Source organism: Saccharopolyspora erythraea NRRL 2338, from assembly GCF_000062885.1.
In the GTDB taxonomy this organism is placed as follows: domain Bacteria; phylum Actinomycetota; class Actinomycetes; order Mycobacteriales; family Pseudonocardiaceae; genus Saccharopolyspora_D; species Saccharopolyspora_D erythraea.
The window spans coordinates 4,916,917-4,932,857 of the sequence record NC_009142.1; the positions used below are offsets into that span (position 1 = coordinate 4,916,917).

Annotated in this window: 13 protein-coding genes; 3 read left to right on the forward strand and 10 right to left on the reverse strand. The window is 71.7% G+C overall.

What is annotated here, in order from left to right; translation table 11 throughout:
• Window positions 1–14: 14 nt before the first annotated feature.
• The 6 genes from SACE_RS21285 to SACE_RS21305 all read right to left on the reverse strand — a co-directional run bounded on the left by SACE_RS21285 (window position 15) and on the right by SACE_RS21305 (window position 6,955).
• Window positions 15–3,128 carry a type 2 lanthipeptide synthetase LanM family protein gene (locus tag SACE_RS21285; RefSeq protein ID WP_011874329.1) on the reverse strand — a complete coding sequence of 1,038 codons (3,114 nt, stop codon included), beginning with the start codon at window positions 3,126–3,128 and terminating at the stop codon, window positions 15–17.
• 66 nt (window positions 3,129–3,194) lie between these two features.
• Window positions 3,195–3,344, reverse strand: coding sequence for a hypothetical protein (locus SACE_RS38390; protein ID WP_009942815.1), 150 nt, complete (start codon window positions 3,342–3,344; stop codon window positions 3,195–3,197).
• Between the two features lie 165 nt (window positions 3,345–3,509).
• The gene (locus tag SACE_RS21290; protein WP_009942814.1) at window positions 3,510–5,036 is read right to left on the reverse strand and encodes an FAD-dependent oxidoreductase; all 1,527 of its coding nucleotides are present in this window, start codon (window positions 5,034–5,036) and stop codon (window positions 3,510–3,512) included.
• Window positions 5,037–5,040: 4 nt separating this feature from the next.
• The gene (locus SACE_RS21295) at window positions 5,041–5,958 is read right to left on the reverse strand and encodes an AurF N-oxygenase family protein (protein ID WP_009942813.1); all 918 of its coding nucleotides are present in this window, start codon (window positions 5,956–5,958) and stop codon (window positions 5,041–5,043) included.
• A gap of 242 nt (window positions 5,959–6,200) precedes the next feature.
• A complete protein-coding gene (locus tag SACE_RS21300; protein ID WP_231849717.1) occupies window positions 6,201–6,608 on the reverse strand; it encodes a hypothetical protein in 408 nt (135 codons plus the stop codon).
• A 68-nt stretch (window positions 6,609–6,676) separates the two neighbouring features.
• Window positions 6,677–6,955 carry an S-adenosylmethionine--2-demethylmenaquinone methyltransferase gene (locus SACE_RS21305; protein WP_009942811.1) on the reverse strand — a complete coding sequence of 93 codons (279 nt, stop codon included), beginning with the start codon at window positions 6,953–6,955 and terminating at the stop codon, window positions 6,677–6,679.
• A 59-nt stretch (window positions 6,956–7,014) separates the two neighbouring features.
• On the opposite strand from SACE_RS21305, the gene SACE_RS21310 reads away from it, so the two are divergent.
• Window positions 7,015–7,482: a zinc-binding dehydrogenase gene (locus SACE_RS21310; protein WP_009942810.1), complete on the forward strand. Its 468-nt coding sequence runs from the start codon at window positions 7,015–7,017 to the stop codon at window positions 7,480–7,482.
• 104 nt (window positions 7,483–7,586) lie between these two features.
• Complete coding sequence (gndA, locus tag SACE_RS21315; protein WP_009942808.1) at window positions 7,587–9,026, forward strand: NADP-dependent phosphogluconate dehydrogenase; 1,440 nt, start codon at window positions 7,587–7,589, stop codon at window positions 9,024–9,026.
• Between the two features lie 22 nt (window positions 9,027–9,048).
• On the opposite strand, the gene SACE_RS21320 is transcribed toward gndA, so the two are convergent.
• From SACE_RS21320 to SACE_RS21335, 4 genes are all read right to left on the reverse strand, one after another.
• A complete protein-coding gene (locus SACE_RS21320) occupies window positions 9,049–10,917 on the reverse strand; it encodes an FUSC family protein (protein WP_011874330.1) in 1,869 nt (622 codons plus the stop codon).
• Window positions 10,918–11,085: 168 nt separating this feature from the next.
• Window positions 11,086–12,045, reverse strand: coding sequence for an HpcH/HpaI aldolase/citrate lyase family protein (locus SACE_RS21325; RefSeq protein ID WP_009942804.1), 960 nt, complete (start codon window positions 12,043–12,045; stop codon window positions 11,086–11,088).
• A complete protein-coding gene (locus SACE_RS21330) occupies window positions 12,035–13,249 on the reverse strand; it encodes a CaiB/BaiF CoA transferase family protein (RefSeq protein WP_009942802.1) in 1,215 nt (404 codons plus the stop codon). The genes SACE_RS21325 and SACE_RS21330 overlap by 11 nt, the downstream gene beginning before the upstream one ends.
• A gap of 142 nt (window positions 13,250–13,391) precedes the next feature.
• Entirely contained in the window at window positions 13,392–14,315 is a 924-nt protein-coding gene (locus SACE_RS21335) for a LysR family transcriptional regulator (RefSeq protein WP_009942799.1), read from the reverse strand.
• A gap of 66 nt (window positions 14,316–14,381) precedes the next feature.
• On the opposite strand from SACE_RS21335, the gene SACE_RS21340 reads away from it, so the two are divergent.
• Window positions 14,382–15,827 carry a CitMHS family transporter gene (locus SACE_RS21340; protein WP_009942798.1) on the forward strand — a complete coding sequence of 482 codons (1,446 nt, stop codon included), beginning with the start codon at window positions 14,382–14,384 and terminating at the stop codon, window positions 15,825–15,827.
• Window positions 15,828–15,941: the final 114 nt, after the last annotated feature.

Here is a 15,941-nt window from a genome sequence, read left to right on the forward strand (position 1 = left end):
CCCCGTGCCAACGTTCAGGCGGGGCGCTCCAGCGTGAGAATCGAGGGAATCCGCGCGGGACGGGCGAGCCGCAACAGCTCGTACCCGACACCCGCGGCACCGCCCAGCAATCCTGGAGAGAGCACGTCCCCGGCGTCCGTTTCGGCAATCCGGCCTTCGGAGTTCCTGGCCCAGGTCGCCGCCTCGGCACCGATGCGCATCGCCGCGTCCCGCCAGTCCCGCCGACCGGTCGCCCGTGCGCCTTGCAGCAGTGCCTCCGCCACGCCGAGATCACCGTGGCAGAGGGTGTGGCGGCGGCCGAGTTCGGCGCTCAGGCAGGACCCCACCGCGTCTTCCAGGTCCCGGACGAGACTCGCGCGCCCGCTCCCGCGCAGCACCGCGGCGCGGGCCAGTGCAAGTCCGGCGGCGCCGTTGCACCACGTCGGCCACTTCATGGCCGCCGGACCGCAGGAACGCTCCCACTCGCAGGCGCGATCGAACGCGGCGCGACACGGGTCCACCAGCTCCGCCCAGCACCCCAGCTCGTGCGCGACATCGGCGAACTCGTGCAACGCATAGGCGATCCCCGAAGTGCCGTGGGCGAACCCGGTCGTCGACCGCTTGTCGCCGTCGAGGTCCCACAAGCATCCGTCCGAGCCGCTGCGCTCCTCCCGCAGCAGCCGCCGAACGTGCCGCGCGGCCGTAGCCGCGGCCCGGTGCCGGAGCGGGTTGTCCGGGTCGGCGGCGACGCGGGAGAGCACCAGCACGATCCCGGCTGTTCCGGTCAGCAGGTCCAGGCCTTCGACCTCGTCCGCGAGTCGGTCGAGCAGCGCCTCTGCCCGGGCACGCAGCCGGGGGTCGCCGCTGTGGTGTCCGAACAGCTGCGTGACGTGCAGGTCGCCGGCGAGTCCGATCAAGGCGCCTCGGTTGCCCTCGTGCAGCTCGGTGGGATAACTGCCGATCCAGTGCTCCCACAGCGTGTCCCGCACCCGCAGGACTTCGGCGCTGCCACCGGTCTCCCGGCAGAGCACGTCGAGGAAGAGCAGGATTCCCGTGGTGCCGAGGTACAGCGACCCCCCGGCGGGCAAGACCTTCCACCGCTCATTCTCGTCCAGGGTCACGCTCAGCCACGAACGCCCGTCGTAGCTCATCCGCGCGATCCACTCCGCGAGCGCCGTCGCCCCCGCCACGAGGTGCGACTCCCCGCCCCGGGCGCCGTCGGGTCGGTGATGGTGCGCCACCTTCCCCGCCGAGTGCGCGCGGCGGCCGTGCGCGTTGAGCTTCCCGCAGTACACGGCGGCCTCCGCCGCCCATCCCAGGGCTTCGCCACCGACCGCGAGCCGCCGCACCCGCCGGCGGAAGTGGTCGATGGGGGAAGCATCGTAGAAGTCCGCGATCACGCTGCCGTCGCATCCGATCAGGTCGCGCCGGTGCGCGTGGACCTCGAAGTACGGGATGTCGCCGCGGAGCAGGGCAGCCCGTTCAGCGGCGTAGACGGTGCGCTGGTGAGCGGGATCGGCGTGCACCGGCTCCTGGAGCAGGCATTCGAAAGCGCCCTCGGCGAGGAAGGCGTTGTGCAGGACCGCCGGATGCCGCAACGCCTGGATGACCTGGACGTACTCGGCGGTGGGACGCAACAGGACACGTACCGGTGTCCCGGACACCAGCGATTCGAACGACGGGTCGGCCGCGAGGTCACCGGCGATCCGGGCGAGCGCGGCCGAGGTCCCGGCCATGCCGGCGAGGAAGTGCCGGTCGTGTGCGTACGGGTCGACCTCCACGCCGTCGTCGCGCGTGGGAAGGCTCGCCCCAGGTGGCAGTCGTACCGCGCGGGTGGTCGCGTGCATGTCCCCGGTGCCGGCAGCCGCCCAGTCGGGCATCCGCCACTCGGCCCCGCCGACTCCGCCGCCGAAGGCCGAGATGTCGCGCACGTGGCCGATGCCGAGCGTCGCGTCGACCGGCAGCACCCCCGTCGACATCGGTGATTCGCGAAGGATTTCCGGGCGCGTCCGGCCCCTTCCGGTTGCCGCGCTCACGGGCGAGAGCAGCGTCTCGCAGTCGACGAGGAAGGGCCTGCCGCCCGAGGCCACGATGTTCGCCGAGTGCAGGTCGGTGGCACCGAGCAGCCACACCACCGCTTGCAGCTCGCCCAGCCGCCGGTAGTGGTCGGCGACGTCTTCCGCGGTGCGGCATGGCTCGGGGTCGATCCACTCTGCCCAGCCGTATTCCCCCTGGTCGATCACCTCGGGCAGGAACACCTCGGCGGACACGCCGTACCGCTCCTCGAGCAGGGACAGCAGGTCGCGCAGCACGCGCGTCGCGCGCAACGATCGTGGTTTGTAGGCGACGGCCCCTTCTTCGAAGACCACTCGGGCGACCCCTCGGCCGCCGTTGTGCGCGTCGCCGAGGCCGGTCTCCACCCGCGCGACCGTGAGCCGATCAGTCCCGAGCAGCCCGGTGAGCGCGCCGTGGTCGCGGTCCAGGCGGAGTGCGAACTCCACCGCCGCGTCCGCCCAGTTGCGCAGCCGGACGCGCAGGAACCGGGTCAGAAGCGGATAGCGGCCGAAGAAAGCCTTGCGGCTGCTCGAATCCGCGCACACAGCCGCCAGATGATGCGCGAACCAGTTCCGCTGGGACGATGCCTCACCGGCGAGCCGTTGCGCGGCCCGCATGTCCACGACGAAAGCGCCGACCACCGTCTGGAGCAGGGACGGCGGCGGGCTTCGGAGCCATTCCCGGCAGGCGGTGCGCGCCGTGTCCGCGGACAGCACTGCCGGATGCCCGGCGACCTCCCGCAACGCGTGCTCGCGTGCGGCTTCGACCAGCGGTGCGATGACGTCGTGGACCGCGCTCTCCCAGTCCCCAGCGTCGTGTTCGGCGGTCCGCGTCCATGCCCGCAGCACGTCGTCGAGCTCTCCGGTCGCCTCGGCGACCGGGTGCCCGGGGTCGATGCGCCGCTCTGCCACGAGACGCCGCAGTTCGGGTCCCGACCGGCCGTCGAGCGAAGTGGGCACCGCCTCGGCGAGCCCGGCATCGGCGTGCCAGAAGGCCGTCGCCGCGTCGATCCTCTTCAGGACCTCGGGCCGGGCACACTCTCCTGGCGGAAGATCCAGGTACTCGCCGAGTGTGAGCGCGTCCTCGCCGATCACGGTGCCTCCACCTGAGTCGGTGCGGTGGATGGCCGCGCGACGGCGGCCATCCACCGGACAGGTCGGTCAGGTGCAGCAGATCGGGTAGTCGGTGAAGCTGGCGTCCGCCGGCGTCGCGCTCCGGTCCTCGAGCCGCTGGGTGAGCCCCGGCGCCTGCCCGACCGGAGAGTCGACACCAGCGAGCAGTTCACCAACAGCGTTGGAGAGTTCTTCCATAACGGACTCCAATCACGTTGTCGTCACGCCCCGGGATCGGAGGTGACACGATCGTAGGTTCCGCCTGGAGATGCTGATCAACATTGGCGACAAGGCGCCAGATATGGGTTGACGAGGAGCCGGAGCGGTCTCGCCACTTGGCGCGGGTTTCGGCGAGGACGGGAGTCAGGCGTGGCCGCGAAGGCGTCGGGCCAACGACATGGCCCGCTTCGCAGAGCCCCGTCGGCGCGCAGCCGGGAGCCGGCCGGCGATGGCGTCGTCCAGCAGCGCGCCGACCGTTTCCTGCGCGCACGTCCTGTTGGCGCCGATGCCGCCCGAGGGGCCGCGTTTGATCCATCCGACGACGTAGGTGCCCGGCTGTCCGTCGACACGGCCGCCCGTGTGCGGGATGGTGCCGCTGCCCTGGTCGAAAGGCAGCCCGGGCAGCTCGGTTCCGCGGTAGCCGATCGCGCGCACGACCAGGCCGGAGCCGATCTCCACGTCGTCGTTCGGGCCCGAGACGCGAAGCCCGCGAACCTGCTCGTCGCCGAGGAACTCCCGTGGCGCGGAATGGAAGCGGAACACGATGCGCCGCCGTCCGCGCGACGGCGGGGCGGACCAGTCGACGGTCTCCCGGGTGGCTCCCCGCAACAGGCTCGCCTTGCTGCCGGCAGGTGCGGCGTCGATGTCCTCCGCGATACGCGGGTCGTGGGTGTCCACGACGAGTTCGATGTCTTCGCGCTGGGTGAGGGCGAGCAGTTCCGGCGTCGTGCAGGCGGCTTCCCGCGGGCCGCGGCGCCCCAGGAGCACGACCTCGCGGACCTCGCTCGAACGCAGCCGCGCCAGGGCGGCGCGGGAGATCGTCGTGCTCTCCAGTGCATCGGGGTTCGCGGTGAGGATTCTGGCGACGTCGAGGGCGACGTTGCCGTTGCCGACCACGACCGCTCTGCCGGCCGACAGGCCGACCGCGTCGGCGGAGACGTCCGGGTGCCCGTTGTACCAGCCCACCAGGGTGGTGGCGGCGATGCTGCCGGGCAGGTCCTCGCCGGCGATGCCGAGCCGGCGCGCGGAGGAGGCGCCGACCGCGTAGATCACGGCATCGTGCTGCGCGGCCAGCTCGTCGGCGGTGACGTCCTCCCCGACCTCGACGCCCAGTCGCATCCGCAGCCGGGGATGGGTGTGGAAGCGGGTGAAGGTCTCGCCGATCTTCTTGGTCGACGGGTGGTCGGGCGCCACGCCGTAGCGCACGAGCCCGCCCGCGACGGGCAGCCGGTCGATCAGGGTGACCCGCGCGTTGGTGTGCAGCAGCAGGTCCTCCACGGCGTACATGCCCGCCGGGCCGGTGCCGACGACCGCGACGTCCAGCGGCGGGAAGTCGCCGGGAATGGTGCGGGTGAACCGCGGAGGTCCCCAGCTGTGGAAGTTCGGGGCCACGTCCGCCGCCCGCGGCGAGGGCGACCTCCCCGCGTAGTAGGCCGCGTTGACCTCGGCGTAGGGCTTGAGCGGACCGGTCAGCTCCTCCACCGGGAAGATCGCCTCGACCGGACAGGCGTCCGCGCAGGCTCCGCAGTCGATGCAGGTGGCCGGGTCGATGTGGAGCATCTCGGCGGTGCCGAAGTCCGGCTCGTCCGGCGTCGGGTGGATGCAGTTGACGGGGCAGACCTTCACGCAGGACGCGTCGTTGCAGCAAGTCTGGGTGATCGCGTACGCCATCGGCTCAGATGAGGTTCGCGCGCTTGTAGAACCACAGCGACGCCCTGGTCAGCAGGCCCGCCGAGCCGAGGAACTCCATCAGTCCCGAGCAGCTGGAGCGCAGCATCGACTTGTGGTGCTCGTTGCGCTTGGCCTCGCGGACGGCGCGCTCTGGCTCGAGACCGGCGTTCTCGTAGACCTCCCTGCTCACCATGCTGGTCACGATGAAGTACGAGGCGCCCGCGACCACGACGGCGTTGATCTGCCGCCGCAACCAGCCCGCTCCCTCCAGCCGGGCCTTGGTCTCCTCGCGGGCGAACTTCATGTGCCGCGACTCCTCGACGACGTGGATGTTGTTCACCGTCCGCACGAACGGCACGACCCGCTCGTCGCGCATCCAGTCCCGCTGCATGACGTCGAGGACCTCCTCGGCGACCAGGATCGCGGCGTAGGCGGCCTCCCCGGAGGCGACGGTCTTGAACACCCGGCCGAGCTCGACCACCAGCCGCCGCGGCCGGTACGCGGGCGCCCGCAGCTTCTTCGCGCCCCTGGCGAACATGATGGAGTGCCGGCACTCGTCGGCGATCTCGGTCAGCGCCCACTGGAAGGCGGGATCGGTCGGGTCCTTGGCGTAGAAGTCCCGGAGCACCATCTGCTGCAGGATCATCTCGAACCAGATGCCGGTGCTGGCCACCGACGCGGCTTCCTGCCGGGTCAGCTCGCGCTGCTGCTCCGGCGTCATCTCGTCCCAGTACGCCGTCCCGAACAACGTGCTCCACTCGGGACTCGCACCGTGGTACGCGGTGTCCAGCGGGGTCTCCCAGTCCACCTCCCGGACCGGGTCGTAGGACAGGATCTCCGATGAACGCAGCAGCCGGTCCGCGACCTCCTGGCGGTCGGGCTGCGACGGGGCGGCGTGGTCCCGGGCGGTGCTGCTCGTCATGGGTGCTCCTCCGAGGGCGACGGCTGGTCTCATCGAGCGGTGACTGCTCGGAGCGACCGCACCAGCATCGATGACATTCGCGACTGTGTCAATGGTCATTGTCAATAAGATGGAGCCAGGAGCCGCGCGCTTCCGCGCAACGAACTGCTGCTCGACGACGAGCCGATGACCGTCCAGCAGTTGGGGCAAGCGTCGGAAGCAACTCCGCGACCTGGCCCACCGCGCTCAACAGGAGTCGCCGGTCATCGGCCGCCGGTGAAGTGCTCGGCGGGGACGAGGATCTGGCCGCCGTCGGCGAAGGCCAAGCCGACGCCGTCGGGACGCCAGTCCACGCGCATGTCCTTCGGATCCCAACCGTCGGGGACCTCCACGACATGCCCGTACGGGGTGTCGCTGTTCACGGCCCGGCCCAGCCACACCTCGTAGCCCTGGACGTCGCCGAGGTGGTTGTCGATACGGGCGAGCACGACCTCGTGCCCCGATTCGCCCGCGTAGACCTGTCCCTCAGGAGCCGACTGGGCCTGGAGCCGCACCAGAACGCGCGCGTCGTCCAGCCACCACCATACGATGGCCAGGACGATGCCGAGCACCGCGCCGGCGAGCACGAAGACGACGTTCATGGGGAAACCGGAGGCGCGACGCTCGTTCATCTCATGATTGTGCAGCGCCGCGCCACGGCCGTGTGCGTCGCAGTGAGATGCCTACGGCTGTGCAAGCCTCACTCCTCCACGATCAGGCCCTTCGCCTCGAGTTTGGCCGCGAGGCCGCTGACCTCGATGACGCTCCTGCCAGAGCGGTAGGCGGCGATGTAGCCGGCCTCGGCCTCCTCCCTTTCCCGGGACTTGCGGATCGCCTCGGCGAGGTCCTCGCGCCGGACCACCACGATGCCGTCCGCGTCACCGCGAACCACGTCGCCGGGCCGGACGATCTCGCCACCGATCAGCACCGGTTCGTTCAGCGGGCCGACCGTCTCCTTGACGGTGCCCTTGATCGACACGCTGTAGAGGACACCGGGAACCCGGGCCCGCGCAACTCCGGCGTGCCGGCTGCCTCACCGTGGCCGCGTTGAAGAACGCCGGGGCGGCCGAGATCGTCGTGACCGACCTGCTCGATGAGCCGCTGGCCATCGCGGCCGCTGTCGGAGCCACCTCCACGGTCCGGGCGGACGGAGCGGAGCCCGATCAGGTCGACATCGCCATCGAGGCGTCCGGGTCGGCGGCGGGCCTGGGCACGTGCGTGCGGACGGTCGCGCGCCGCGGCACGGTCGTCCTGCTCGGCCTGCTACCGCCGGGCGAGACGGGCTTCCTGGGAAACATCGTGGTCACCCGGGAGATCGAGATGCTCGGAGCGTTCCGCTTCGACCGCGAGTTCGACGAGGCGCTGTCGCTGCTGGGCGAGGGCCTGCACGTCGACCCCGTGCTGACCCACACCTTCCCGCTGGCCGAAGCGACCGCCGCCTTCGACATCGCCGGGAACCGGGCCGTCGCCTCGAAGGTCCTGCTGGACCTCACCGACCCGCGGTGATCCCTTCGAGCGCTGAGCCCGGCCACCGGCCCCTCGGGCGCCGCAGCGCGTCGAGTCGCAGACTGGCAGGCGTCCGCGCAACCCACGGGAGCGGGAGCAACCGCATGAGCACTTCAGCCCAGATCGGCGTCACCGGGCTGGCGGTCATGGGCCGCAACCTCGCCCGCAACTTCGCACGCAACGGCTACGCGGTCGCCGTGCACAACCGCACCGCGTCGAAGACCCGCGAGCTCATGGACGAGTTCGGCCAGGAGGGCGACTTCGTCGCGGCCGAGTCGGCCGAGGACTTCGTCGCCGCGCTGGAGCGCCCGCGCAGGCTCGTCGTCATGGTGAAGGCAGGCGACCCCACCGACGCGGTGATCCGGGAGTTCGCCCCGTTGCTGGAGCACGGCGACGTGATCATCGACGGCGGCAACGCCCACTTCGCCGACACCCGCCGTCGCGAGCGCGAACTGCGCGAGCACGGCATCCACTTCGTCGGCACCGGCATCTCCGGCGGCGAGGAGGGCGCCCTGCACGGCCCCAGCATCATGCCCGGCGGTTCGGACGAGTCCTACGCCTCGCTCGGTCCGATGCTGGAGAAGATCTCCGCCAAGGCCGCCGACGGCGCACCGTGCGTGACCCACGTCGGCCCGGACGGTGCCGGGCACTTCGTCAAGATGGTGCACAACGGCATCGAGTACGCCGACATGCAGCTGATCGCCGAGGCCTACCATCTGCTGCGCGAGGTCGCGGGCTTCTCCCCGGCCCGGATCGCCGAGATCTTCCGCACCTGGAACACCGGCCGCCTGGACTCCTACCTCATCGAGATCACCGCCGAGGTCCTGTCCCATGTGGACGCCGCCACCGGTGAACCCTTCGTCGACGTCGTCGCCGACCAGGCCGAGCAGAAGGGCACCGGCCGCTGGACCGTGCAGATCGCGCTCGAGCTGGGGCTGCCGGTGTCGGGCATCGCCGAGGCGGTGTTCGCCCGCTCGCTGTCGGGCCACACCGCGCTGCGCGCGGCCTCCCGCGGACTCGCGGGGCCCACTCCCGCGCCGCTGGGCGAGTCCGAGGCCGCGGCGTTCGCCGACCAGGTGGAGCAGGCGCTCTACGCGTCGAAGATCGTGTCCTACACCCAGGGATTCCACGAGATCGCCACCGGAAGTGCCGAGTACGGCTGGAACATCGACCTGGGCGCGGTCGCCGCGATCTGGCGCGCGGGCTGCATCATCCGCGCCGCGTTCCTCGACCGCGTCCGCGCCGCCTACGACGCGCGCCCGGACCTTCCGAGCCTGCTCTCCGACGAGGCCTTCGCCCGCGAGATCGCGGCCGCCCAGGACGACTGGCGGGCGGTGCTGGTCGCCGCCACCCGGCAAGGCGTGCCGACCCCGGGTTTCTCGGCAGCGTTGACCTACTACGACACCCTGCGCGCCGACCGGCTACCGGCGGCGCTCACCCAGGGGCAGCGGGACTACTTCGGCGCCCACACCTACCGGCGCACCGACCGCGAAGGCGTGTTCCACACCCTCTGGAGCGGCGACCGGTCCGAGGTGCCGGTCTGACGTGGAACCGTGACGACCGCACCTACGCCGCGCAGACCTCGGTGTACACGCGCTCCAGATGCGCGCGCAGGACCTCCGGCGACGCTCCGCCGTCGCGGAGCTGCCGCGTGGCGCTGCGCATGCCGGAGACCAGCCGCTGCGCGTGCTGCAGGCGGTCGTCGCCGATGTGCCCGCCCAGCAGCGCGCGTTCGGTCGCGGCGTCGACGACGCGTTCCAGCAGGATGACCGCCGGCCACCAGCGTTCCGCCCGGCCCGCGGCCGGTTCCATCAGCTGCTGTTGCAGCGCCGCCCGCAGGTCCGACAGGTCGCGGTAGGTGCGGCGCCGCAGGGCGGAACGTCCCTGCGCGACCCCCGCCAGCGACAGCGACACGTACTCCGACACGGTCTCGGTCACCGCCGCGATCCGGTCCGCGAGTTCGGCACGCGGATGCAACGGGCGCAGCAGCGCCGCGACGCCGAGCACGATCGCACAGCCGGCGAGCGAGTCGACCAGCCGGACGGTGGGCAGGGCGTCGGCGAACAGCTCCGACTGGCTCATCTGCAGCAGCACCAGCGCGGTGACGACCGCGGTGAAGGCACCGTAATGCCGGCTCAGGGCCACCGGGAGCACGGCGGCCAGCGCGGTGGTGAACACCACGATCCCCCAGCCCGGCGGCACCAGCGCGAGCAGCACCAGCGCGAGCAACACGCCCAGGACGCTGCCGAGCGCACGCAGCACCGTGCGCGCGAAGACCGAGCCCGAGTTCGGTTTGAGCACCAGCGCGACCGTCAGCGCGATCCAGTGCCCCTGGTCGAGGCCGCCGAACAGGCCGATGCCCTCGGCCACCGCCAGGCACAGCGACATGCGCAGCGCGAGCAGCCAGGTGGTGCGGCCGAAGGTCACGCTGCCGCGCCACACCTGCAGCCTCTCCCCCGGACTCCGGCTCCGCCCGCTCACCCGCACCGGCTTCGCGCGACGCCACGCGGTGATCAAATCCGCGATTCCCGCGTCCAGCGCCCGCACCGTCGCGGCATCGGCCGCCGGCGGCTTGTGCGGCGCGGGGAGGTCACCGCTGCGGACGCTGCGCGCGAGCTCCCGCAGGGCGGCCACCACCCGCTCCGGTGGCCGGACTCCGGAGTGCGTCAACGCGACCGCGGCCTCGACGACGGGCGTGACGCGGGTGAGGACGACGTAGAGCCGGTCGTGGACCCGGCTGCGGGACGTCGACGCGCCGCCGAGCAGGATGTCGTGCGCGGTGTTGAGCGCCCGGGTCAGGTCCTGGCGGATACCGATCGCCCGGTCTGTCCCGGCGGCGTCGAACATGCGCACCGTCGTGTCGAACACCCTCGCCACCGCCTCCCGGGCCGGGGCGGTGCGGCGGAACGGCCATGTCGCCGCGACCATCGCCACCAACAGCACTTCCCCGCAGAGGAACCACAGGACCTGCGCGCCGAGCCCGAGCGACTGGGAGTGCTGACCGGTCGCGACCACGCAGAAGGTGAGCATCTGCGCACCCGCCGCGGCCCAGAGGTCCCCCATCCGACTCGACAGCACCGACACCAGCGACACCGCGACCACGGTCGCCGCTGCCCACCACGGGCCGGCGGCCCCGGCCCCCGCGGTGAAGCCGATCGCACCGAGCACGGCGGTCAGCCCGACTCGGCGCAACCGGTGCCGGTAGGAGGTCGTCAGGTCCGAGAAGCTCACGCACAGCGCGCCGACCGAGGCGAGCACGGCCTCCTCCACCCGGCCGGTCGCCAACCCGGCGATCTGCGGTCCCCCGATGCCGACGGTCGCCGCGCACACCCGCGTCCAGTCCCGCGAGTACGGGGCCGGGCGCAGCATGCGCACCAGCCACGCCGGCAGCAGGCCGCGCGGCCGCCTGGTGGCGGGGAACGCATCGGTGATCACACGCACATCCCTTCGGGCCGGGATACGCGCTCCACGCCGAGCGGCGTCTGTGGACTGTGCGTCCGATTCTCACCGAGACCGGCGCCGGAAAGCCGCCGAACGCCACGGGCATCACAAGTTGCCGTCGATCACACCGCGGCAGCAGCTACCAGGACCGAGCCTCGACGGTCAGTGCTCACCACCCGCTGCCGCTCCCGGCGAGTCGGGACCGCGTTCGCGGGCATGCCGTCGCAGGGTCAGCCGGGCCGTGGCGACCATGGCCTCGTCGACCATCTCCCCCTCGAACGACACCGCGCCCACCCCGTGCGCCTGGGCTTCCTCCACGCTCGCGACCAGGCGGGCGCAGCGGTCGAGTTCCTCCGGTCCGGGCGAGAAGACCTCGTTGATCACGGGGACGTGGGACGGGTGGATCGCCATCATGCCCTCGTAGCCGAGATCCCGGTTCTGCTCGGCGAAAGCGCGCAGTCCGCCGAGGTCGTCGATCCGGGTCCACAGCCCGGTGACCGGGTGCGGCACCTGCTCCGCCCGGGCATCGAGCAGGACACGGGCGCGCAGCGCCAGCGTTCCGGTTCCCTCCGGAGTCCAGCGGTAACCGACGGCGCGCTCGACGTCACCGCCGGGCGCGGTGAGCGCGCCCAGGTACGCCACGCGCGCAGCAGCCGCGGCGACGTCCTGGGCATCCCGCAGACCGCGCGCGGTCTCCAGCAGCGGGACCAGGGCGACCTGATCGGCAGGAAGGCCGGCCTCGCGTTCGCACCAGCCGAGCATCCGGTCGGCCAGCCACACGTCTCGCGCGCTGCTCACCTTGGGCAGCACGATCCCGGACAAGCCCGGACGCGCGATCGCGCGCAGTTCGTCGGCCACCTCCCAGCTTTCGAGCGGGTTGACGCGGACGAAGACCGCCACGCTCCCGAACGCGTTCGCCTCGGCCTGCGCCACGGCTTCGGCGACCTGGCCGCGGGCGTGCGGCTTCTGCAGCTCGGGTACCGCGTCCTCCAGATCGAGGATGACCGCGTCGGCGCCGGACTCCTTCGCCTTGCCCAGCCATTCCACCTTCGTCCCGGGCACGAACAGCAGCGAACGCAGGGCGGGCCGCGACGACGGCTGGACACCGGTCTCAGATGACACCGTTCTTCTCCAGGTCCGCGACGTCCTGATCACCCAGCCCGAGCCAGTCCCGGTACACGAGGTCGTTGTCCTGGCCCAGATCCGGCCCGGTCCGCCAGATCCGGCCCGGGTTGCGCCTGAAGTGCGGGAGAACCGCCTGCATCCGCACCGGGCCGAGCTCGGGATCGTCGACGGTGACGATGTCCTCGCGCTCGGCGTAGACCGGGTCGGTGGCGATGTCGGCGGCGCTGAAGACCCGCGACGCCACCACCTCGTTGCGCATGAACTCCGTCAGGCACTCGTCGGTCGAGCGCTGCGCGATCCAGGCCCGCAGACCCTCGTCGAGCCGTTGCCGACCGGCGTGCTGCTGCTCCGTCGTGGCGAACTCGTCCTCCGGCAACCCGAGCAGCCGGGCCACGTTGCGCACCGAACGCGGCGTCGCGGAGGTCACCGTGATCCACTCGCCCTCTCGGGACCGGTAGGTGTTGATGACCGCGGCGGGGGCGACCGCGAGCTGGTTACCGGCTCGCTGCGGCACCTCGCCCAGCTGGTCGTGCGTGATGACCTGCCACTCGACGAGCCGGAACAGCGGCTCGAACAGCGCGAGGTCGATCCATTCGCCGTCGAAGTCCGGGTCGTGGTCGCGGCGGTGGAGTGCGGCGAGCACCGCGTAGGCACCCATCAGCCCGGTCACCGCGTCGCCGTGGGAGAAGCCGGTGTGGACGGGAGGGCCGTCCGGGTGGCCGGTCAGGTGCACCACGCCGCTGCGCGCCTCGCCCATCTTGCCGAAGCCGGGCTCGTCGGCGTGCGAGGAAGTGGCGCCGTAGCCGGAGATCTGCAGCAGCACGGCCTCGGGGTTGATGCGGTGCACGGAATCCCAGTCGAGCCCCCAGGCGCGCAGCCGTCCCGGGCGGAAGGTGACGATCACGACGTCGGCCCACGCGACGAGCCGGTGGGCCACGGCCCGGCCGGCTTCCTGGCGCAGGTCGAGGGTGACCGACCGCTTGTTGCGCCCCGCGACCTTGAACCACAGGGGAACACCGTCGCGCTTCGGCCCCATGCCGCGGGCCGCGTCTCCTGTGCCGGGAGGCTCGACGTGCACGACGTCCGCGCCCTGGTCGGCGAGCATCGACCCGGCCATCGGCCCGGCCACGACGTGCGCGAACTCGACGACCTTCAGCCCGCGAAGCTGCCCGTGCCCGGTCGTGTGCTGCTGTGGCGCCATGGCCGCTCCTCGCCGTCCGCGGTTGCCCACCACCCAGCGGAGTTCCGGGTGGATCGGCTTCAAGCCTGCCCAACCGCAGAAATGCCTGTCGAGCAAAGGAAGACCATAAATCCATGCGATCTCCGCAAGGATGCCGTTCGGCTCAAGCCCAGGAGACCCCGGTCGGCAGGTCGCGCCCCTCCTGCCGGAACTCGTCGAGCGTCTCCAGGAACCGGTCGGCGGCCAGTGGACGGGCTCGCTGCGCGCGCAGCGCGATGTCCAGGCGCCGGTCGACCTCGGGCTCCACGAGCGGCCGGGTCACCACGGGCCCGGCGCCCACGAGGGGCAGGACCAGCGCAGGCAGCGCCGAGACGCCGAGGCCCGCGGCGACGAGTCCGCCCACCGTCGCCACGCTCGACGCCTCGGCCGCCGGAGCCGCATGCGCGTCGATCTGGGCGAACGCCGCGTCGGTGAGCCGCCGCACGCTCGAGTCCCGGCCGACCGCGAGGAACGGCTCGCCGGCGAGGTCCTCCCAGGCCACCTCCGGCGCCTCGGTGAAGGGGTGGTCGGGCGGCAGCACCGCGACGAAGCGGTCGCGGACCAGAGGACGCTGCTCGAGCTGGTCCGAGGGCTCGCCGACCGTGGTGATCGCGAAGTCGGCGTCACCGGAGAGTACGCGGCCCAGCACCGACCGCTCCAGACCGTCCATGATGTGCACCGCCACCCGCGGCCGCTGGGCGCGGAAGGCCGAGATCACCTGCGGCAGCAACACCGCCGCGACCGACGGCAGGGTGGCCACGGCGACCGCACCGGACTCGCCGAGCAGGAACCGCCGCAGGTCCTGCATGCCCGCGCGGTGAGCGTTGACGATCCGCTCCGCCACCCGCAGGGCCTCGGCACCGGCGGCGGTGAGCTGGACGTTGCGGGTGTCTCGTTCCAGCAGCCGCGCGCCCAGCAGCCGCTCCAGGTCCGCGACCGCGCGGCTCAGCGACGACTGCGACACGTGCAGCTCCTCCGCGGCGGCGGTGAAGCTCGCCGCGCGGGCGACCGCGGCGTACGCCGCGAGCTGGCGCAAGGTGGCCTCCATAGCCGCAGAGCATAGGCCGGGCCGCCCGGAATTGATGCCCGGATCGCATGGATAAATGCGAATCCGATGCTGGACATCGATCTGTCGCCGCGCGGAAACTCTTCGGCAACGCACGGCGCCCCACCGCCCACACCGCTCGCCGTCCTGCACGAGCCGCTCTACGAGAAAGCGAGCGAGACCATGCTGGCAGCCCTCGGCTTCACCACGATCGCCCTCTTCCTGCTGCTCACCATGACCAGGCGCGTCTCGGTCCTGGTGGCGCTGGTCCTGCTCCCGGTCCTGGCCGCGCTGGCGGGCGGGTTCGGAGCAGAGCTTGGCCCCGTGGTGCTGGAAGGGCTGTCCACGGTCGCCCCGACCGGCATCATGATCGCCTTCGCGGTGCTGTACTTCAGCCTGATGGTCGACGCCGGCCTCTTCGATCCCCTGATCCGCGCCATCCTGCGCATCGCCGGGAACGACCCGCGGTGGGTCGCCGTCGGCACCGCCGTCCTCACGATGTGCGTGGCCCTCGACGGAGACGGCGCGTCGACCTTCCTCATCACCGTTTCCGCGCTGCTGCCCGTCTACAAGCGACTGGGCATGCGCCCGCTGGTGCTGACCGGTGTCGTGTGCCTGGGCGCGGGCGTGATGAACATGGTCCCCTGGGGCGGCCCGACCATGCGCGCGATCACGGCGCTGAAGCTGGACAGCTCCGAGATCTTCACGCCCGTTCTGCCCGCGATGGGCCTCGGCATCGCGTGGGTGCTGGTGGCTTCCTTCCTGATCGGTGGCCGCGAGCGACGCCGTCTCGGCGCGCTCGGGGTACCGGTTCCCCGGGAGGAGGCGGAACGAGACGCACCCGCGCAGGTCAGCGGTGACGGGCCCGGCACGATGCGGGCGCCGGAATCGCGGCGGACCTGGCTGACCGCGTTCAACCTGGCCCTGACCGCCGTCCTCCTCATCAGCCTGGTCCTGGAGCTGATGCCGCTGCCGGTGCTGTTCGTGCTCGGGTTCGCGATCGCGCTGCTGGTCAACCACCCCACCTGGGAACAGCAGCAGGCCGTGCTGGACCGGCACGCCAAGAGCGTCGTCCTGGTCACCACCATGATCTTCGCCGCGGGCGTGTTCACCGGAGTCCTCACCGAGACCGGCATGATCAGCGAGATGGCCAGGGCACTGGTGTCGGTCGTGCCCGCCTCCCTCGGCGGTCACCTGCCGGTGCTGGTGGCTGTCACCGGCATGCCCCTGAGCCTGGTGTTCACCCCGGACGCCTACTACTACGGCATCCTCCCCGTGCTCGCCGAGACCGCCGGCGCGTACGGCCTCGCCCCGGCCGAAGTCGCCCGGGCCGCCGTTCTCGGGCAGATGACCACCGGGTTCCCGCTGAGCCCGCTGACCGCGTCCACCTTCATCCTGGTCGGGATGAGCGGGGTGCAACTCGGCCGGCACCAGCGCTTCATCTTCGGTTGGGCCTTCGCCACCACCCTCGTCATGACCGCAGGAGCGCTCCTGACCGGCGCATTCGCCCTCTGAGTCCTTTCGTCGCGGATGGCGACGACCGAGCTGTCGTTGACCGCAGTGTCGCCGGCGCGTACCGGCAGGCCGCCGAAGGCGTGGGACTCGACCCGGGCTGCTCAGGCGCAGCGG